Origin of the sequence: Chitinophaga sp., from assembly GCF_035564935.1 — a bacterium.
In the GTDB taxonomy this organism is placed as follows: domain Bacteria; phylum Bacteroidota; class Bacteroidia; order Chitinophagales; family Chitinophagaceae; genus Chitinophaga.
The window spans coordinates 1-5,718 of sequence record NZ_DATMTE010000594.1 but is presented as its reverse complement, the minus strand read 5'-3'; the positions used below and the strand labels follow the sequence as shown (position 1 = coordinate 5,718).

Below are 5,718 nucleotides of genomic sequence, written 5' to 3'. Positions count from 1 at the left end.
GTTAATTTTTATAAAAATAGGTTTACCAGCCATGTGGCCAATCTGCGGACAATAACTATTTTTACGGCCTATGAGTCATCATGCCATTAAAACAGTGCTTGTACTCGGCGCCAATTCCGATGTAGCAAAAGAAGCGATATTACTATACCTGGAGAAAGGCTACCACGTTATCGCCGCTTCCCGCAGTACGGAAGAGATTGCGGCGTTTATGAAAGCCCGGAATGCCGCTGCGCATCAGCTGACCATCTGTTACTTTGATGCCACCGCATTTAGCGATCATGCGGCGTTTTATGCAGGGCTGCCTGCCAAACCGCACATCGTGGTGTACGCGGCCGGCTTCCAGGTAACCAATGAACAGGCCCTCGTGGATTGGGACGGCAGTTACCGGATGATCAATGTGCTTTATGCCGGCGCCGTGTCCATTCTTAATATCATTGCTACAGATACTGCCAATAATCACCTGGAACGCATTATTGGCCTGTCGTCGCTTTCAGGGGTACGTGGCCGCAAAAGCAACTTTGTGTATGGCAGCACGAAATCGGCATTTACCCAATACCTGGCGGGATTACGCCAGTATCTCTTCTCCCGGAAAATTATTGTGAATGTAATTATAGCAGGGTATATCCGGAGCAAAATGACTGCAGGACTGGATCTCCCGGAATATTTACTAATGGAGCCTGCTTTTATTGCCCGTAAAATAGTGAATGCCGGCAGCGGCTTTGCCATAGTGCCGGGAAGTAAATGGAAGATCATTTATTTTATACTGAAACATCTGCCGGAAAGATGGGTAGCGAAGCTGCCATAAACCAACTGATCTTCATACACCGGTTTCTTCGTCTATTTTACCATCTGTAAGATGAATGGTATGATCTGATCTTCCGGCAATATCTTCATCATGGGTAACCATTAATATTGTTTGTCCTTTTTCTGCTGATAGTTTTTTAAAGAGATCAAAAACCACCGCAGAGTTATAGCTGTCCAGGTTACCGGTTGGTTCATCTCCCATAATGATCAACGGGTCGTTGATCAATGCCCGCGCAATAGCCACCCGCTGCTGCTGGCCGCCCGAAAGCAGGGATGCCCTTTTATGTGCCTGGCTGTCTACCCCCAATAATTTAAGCAGTTCCATGGCGCGGTGTTCCGTTTCTGCAGTGCTGTATTCCCGGAGCTTCAATGCAGGAAGCATTACATTCCTTAACACGGTAAATTCGGGTAACAGGTAGTGGAACTGGAATACAAAACCAATATGATGATTCCTGAAACCGGCCAGCCAGGAATTGCTTTTCCCCTGCATCTCTTCTTCGTTAATACGGATGCTGCCTTCAAAAGCCGTGTCCATGGTCGACAACAGGTAGAGCAACGTGGACTTCCCACTGCCCGATTTACCCGTAATGGCAACGAACTTTCCTTTTTCTATATCAAAACTCACATTATCCAGCACCTGCATCTTTGCGGGTTGCAGGAAATATTTATTTACATTTCTTACGGAAATCAGGTTCATGAATTATCCTCTTAAAATGGTGATCGGATCTACACGCGACGCCTTACGCGACGGTAAATAGCCTGCGAGTGCAGTGGTAATAATACCAAAAGTAAAACCGGTGATATAATATACAGGTGCAAAACTCACCGGCAAATGATCCAGGGTGATCATCACATCACTTTTGTAGGGCATTTTTGAAATACCGTAAGCGCAAAGAAAACCGAACAGAAGTCCCAGTAAAGCGCCGGTAACACCAATCGTCAGCGCCTGTATGAGGAAGATCCACCGGATGTCGGCGTCGGAAAAACCCATTGCCTTAAGGATCGCAATATCTTTCATCTTTTCATAGATCATCATGGTGAGGATATTGAAAATCCCGAATCCCGCTACCAGCAGTATGGTAACGGCTACACCATATACGATCATATTACGGATCACATCGCCTTCAATGATAGCGGAGTTATCCTGTTTCCAGTCGGACCCGTGGAAGCCGTACTTCGCCTGTAATTCCTTTGATAGTGCCGGCGCCAGCTCCATGTCGTGCAGCTTGATCTTTATATCGGTGATATATGCGGCAGGCACCCCGAGGAAACGTTGCACGGTATTCAGACTGGCATAACTCTGCTGTTTGTCGATGTCCGTCATACCTGTTTTAAAGATCCCCACTACCGTTACATAAAACGTAGTTCCTTTTTCGGTGGTGAGTGTAAGCCGGTCGCCGGTTTTCAGGTTCAGTCTTTTTGCCAGCCCGGCGCCCATTACCAGGCTGTTAGGCATGGTGGTTAATTCCTGGAAACTGCCATCCACCAATTTGGCCTGGAGATTAAACAGGGAATTTTCTGCTTCAAAATCAATACCGTTGATCATGCCATTGATAGCGCTGGAGCCCAGCCGGTAAAACACCTGTGCATTGATGGACCCTGAAACGGCGCTTACCCGGTGATCGTGCTGCAGCGTTTGTACAATTTGTTTCCCATCTTTCAAACTCAGCAACACATCTTTGGGCTTTACATGATCCACTATGTTTACGGCCTGTGTTTGCACTTTGTCGAGGATAGTGCCCGGCGTGGCCTGTACTTCATTATACAGCCGCAGGTGCGGCGACTGCTCAAAGGCGATGTTTCTGATATATTCATTTGACCCTTTGATGAAGCTTACCATGAACACAAAAACGGTGATCCCGAACGCAACGCCGGCGGTGGCCACCATGGTTTGTTTCAGCCTGGTGCGCATATGCGTGAATGCAATAGATGCCGCCAGATGTATGTTGGTGAATATTTTCATGGCTTACTCCTTTTTGGCGATGATGTCCCCCGGTTTTAGTCCGCCTGTTACTTCCACCCAATCGCCGCTTTTCGTATGAGTGCCGATATGGATCTTCCGTAGTTCCCTCCCCTGCTGAAGGTATACGCTATCGCCTTTCAGCAGGTAATCTGCGGGGATCATTAAGGCGGGTATGTTTTCACGGATAATAATATTTGCCTCTACAGACGACTGGGGATAGAATATATTGCTATCCAGCACGGCGGCTTCCACCTGGAAGCTCCGGCTTTCCTTTTGCAATACGGGAATGATTTTGTTGATAGTGGCGGCAAATTGTTTACCCGCGTATACATCTGTTTCGAAATAAACTTTCTGGCCCGTTTTAATTTTCGCAATATCCCTTTCATCCACCAGCAGTTCCAGTTTGAATTTACCGGGCAGTCCTATCATCAGTACCGGGCTGTTCAGCGGTGCAAGTTCTCCTTCTTTCAGGTATACCTTAAATACGCTGCCATCCACCGGGCTTTTCAGTACTTTACCTTCTCTTACCTGGTTGTTGGCTGCCTGTTGTTCACGGGTTTGCAGGAGCTTATCTGTCAGCGTATTTTTTTGTGAGAGATATTGCTGCTGTAATGCTTTGTAGGTACGCAAGCTGCCGGTGGCCTGCAGCCTGGCCTGCTCCGCATCTTTTTCAGAAACCGCTTTATCTTTTGCAAGATCCGTATATCGCGCAGCGTTTACTTCGTGTGCTTCATACTGTTGCTTTGCCTGTTCTATTCTTTCCTGCAATTCATTGAGTGCCGCCGAACCATCATTGGCATTACTACCGGCCAGCGCTACCTGGCGTTGAAGAATAACTGCCTGTGTTTGTTCACTGGGCGTTCCCAATACAGCCAGTACCTGGTTGCGGGTAACGGCATCTCCCTCTTTTACGTTCATCTGCAAAAGCAGGTCGGTGCTGTTGGATTTCAGGAAATAATAAGCCCCGGGCATAATTTCTCCTGAAGCATACACTGCTTCATTCAGGTTGCGGCGCTGCACGGTATAAACAGGTGTTTTTTGTTTACAGGCAGTTACCAGGGTGACCGTTACTGCTATTAATAAAAGCTTTCTCATGTAAGCTTATTTATTTTGTAGGTAATTAATTTCTGTATAGTGCCTGAAAAAATCCATCCGGGCTTCATTCAGTTGTTCCTGTGCTTTATAGAGATCCGTTTGTACCTCCTTCAGCTGGATCATATCGATGATGCCTTTATTGATCTTCAAAGTAGTGAGTTGTTCATTTTCTGTTGCCAGCTGGGTATTTTCCTGTTGCAGCCGGATGTTTTCAGCAGCCTGCTCCAGTAATACTTTTTCCTGCCGGTATTTTTTTTCCTGTTGAGAGGTATAACTTTTAAACTGCTGACCGGCCGCTTCCCACCGGGCTTTCCGGCTACGGGGCTCATGAGCGAGCCTGCTGAGGGATAGCGGCATACTGAGCTGCAGGCCAATGAATCCTACGGTGAACCAGGGCGAGCGGGTGATGAAATTGCTTTTATCGCCAAAGCCCAATTGTTCCCATGTGCCTTTTACATGCAGGCTCGGATAGATGGCGGACAAAGAAGAATGGTAATCCTGGCGGGCTGTTTTTACTTTCAGTGCTTCTGCCTCGTAACCGGGTAGTTCTGCTGCACTAAAACCAGCCAGCGCCAGCTCGGGGAGGCCGGTGGAAGGAGTAACCGGCAGCGTGTCTTCCAGCGGGAAACCCATCCAGAATTTCAGATCCAGGTAGTTCTGTTGCAGATCAGCCATGGCTTTTATATGCTCTGCTTCCCGGTTTTTTAGTAGTGTGGCCGATTGGTTCAGTACAATTTTATCGGTCAGCCCTTTATCAAACTGACGGTTAACCAGCTGGTGAATGTGCTGATAATTTTCCTGCAGCCGGTTGGTAACGGCAACGTACTCTTGCTGTTGCTGTACGCTGTACCAGGCGATCCGCACATTTTTCAGCAGTGTTTTCAGAAGGGAGTTATACGCTGCCTGTGCGCCCTGTTCCTGTAACCGGGTGAGTTTTATGCGCTGCCAGGTTTGTACATCTACCAGTGGCAGCTCCGCATCCACGCCGTAGTTGCCCATCCAGGGCGTTCCCATTCTTACCGGCACAAAAGTGCCGGCGGGTTGATTTACCAGCTCTCCGGGGAATACCTGTACGGGAATTTTCCAGTAGTTATTGATGGCGCCTTTTATTGTTATTTCAGGTGCAAGCCGGGTGGCCGCTGCCTTACGGTCCTGTGTACCTGCCTGTACCAGCTGTTTCTGAGTGAGTATGTCCTGGTTATGGCTGGCAGCATATTCCAGACATTTCTCCAGCGTCCATGGCGGAGTGTTGCTATTTACGGGCATGCTTTGCCCGGCTGCTATCCATACATGGAAAGCCAGTAACAGCAACAGGGTGACTGTTTTCATCTGAATAAATTAATTTCTTTTAGTTCTGAATTAAAAGAACCAATGTGGGCAAAAAAAGAGATTATTTGCGCTGTTGTTTTAATGCAATGGTTCTTTTCCATCGCTCCAGGATCAACGGAATTTCGAACAGCATCATTTTATACAAACCTGATATGTCTTCCAGCTCCCCGTTAAAATCATCATCGGCCTTCCTGGTGGTTCTGATATCATCCAGTATAGTGTAAAACTGTTTTATCCTGGTAGCCAGGTAATCTTCACTGAACATATTTTTCATATTCACGGAAAAATACCGCTTACGCTGTCCACCAATGGTTTTGGCGTCTACCATCTTTACTGATTCCAGCATCTTCAGCGCGTTGGAAACGGCGCTTTTGCTTACCCCGAAATAGTCCACCATTTGTTCAAATGTAGCCTGGTGTTCTTCACTCAGCATCAGGTATATAAATACCCTTGCCGCCACTGGCGTAAGTCCCATTGATTCCATAGTAGCACTATGCTGCTCGATCTTTTCCCTGTATTTTTCCAAA

Annotated in this window: 6 protein-coding genes; 1 reads left to right on the top strand and 5 read right to left on the bottom strand. The window is 47.3% G+C overall.

Annotated elements, in window-relative coordinates; translation table 11 throughout:
• Positions 1-70: 70 nt before the first annotated feature.
• The gene (locus tag VN105_RS15075; protein ID WP_325642303.1) at positions 71-805 is read left to right on the top strand and encodes an SDR family NAD(P)-dependent oxidoreductase; all 735 of its coding nucleotides are present in this window, start codon (positions 71-73) and stop codon (positions 803-805) included.
• 12 nt (positions 806-817) lie between these two features.
• Here VN105_RS15075 and VN105_RS15070 read toward each other — a convergent pair whose 3' ends face one another.
• The 5 genes from VN105_RS15070 to VN105_RS15050 all read right to left on the bottom strand — a co-directional run.
• Positions 818-1,501: an ABC transporter ATP-binding protein gene (locus VN105_RS15070; protein WP_325642301.1), complete on the bottom strand. Its 684-nt coding sequence runs from the start codon at positions 1,499-1,501 to the stop codon at positions 818-820.
• Between the two features lie 3 nt (positions 1,502-1,504).
• Entirely contained in the window at positions 1,505-2,767 is a 1,263-nt protein-coding gene (locus tag VN105_RS15065) for an ABC transporter permease (RefSeq protein ID WP_325642299.1), read from the bottom strand.
• 3 nt (positions 2,768-2,770) lie between these two features.
• Positions 2,771-3,862, bottom strand: coding sequence for an efflux RND transporter periplasmic adaptor subunit (locus VN105_RS15060; RefSeq protein WP_325642297.1), 1,092 nt, complete (start codon positions 3,860-3,862; stop codon positions 2,771-2,773).
• A 6-nt stretch (positions 3,863-3,868) separates the two neighbouring features.
• A complete protein-coding gene (locus tag VN105_RS15055; protein ID WP_325642295.1) occupies positions 3,869-5,191 on the bottom strand; it encodes a TolC family protein in 1,323 nt (440 codons plus the stop codon).
• Positions 5,192-5,252: 61 nt separating this feature from the next.
• Positions 5,253-5,718: GbsR/MarR family transcriptional regulator (locus tag VN105_RS15050; protein WP_325642293.1), on the bottom strand; the 466-nt coding region annotated here is incomplete at its 5' end.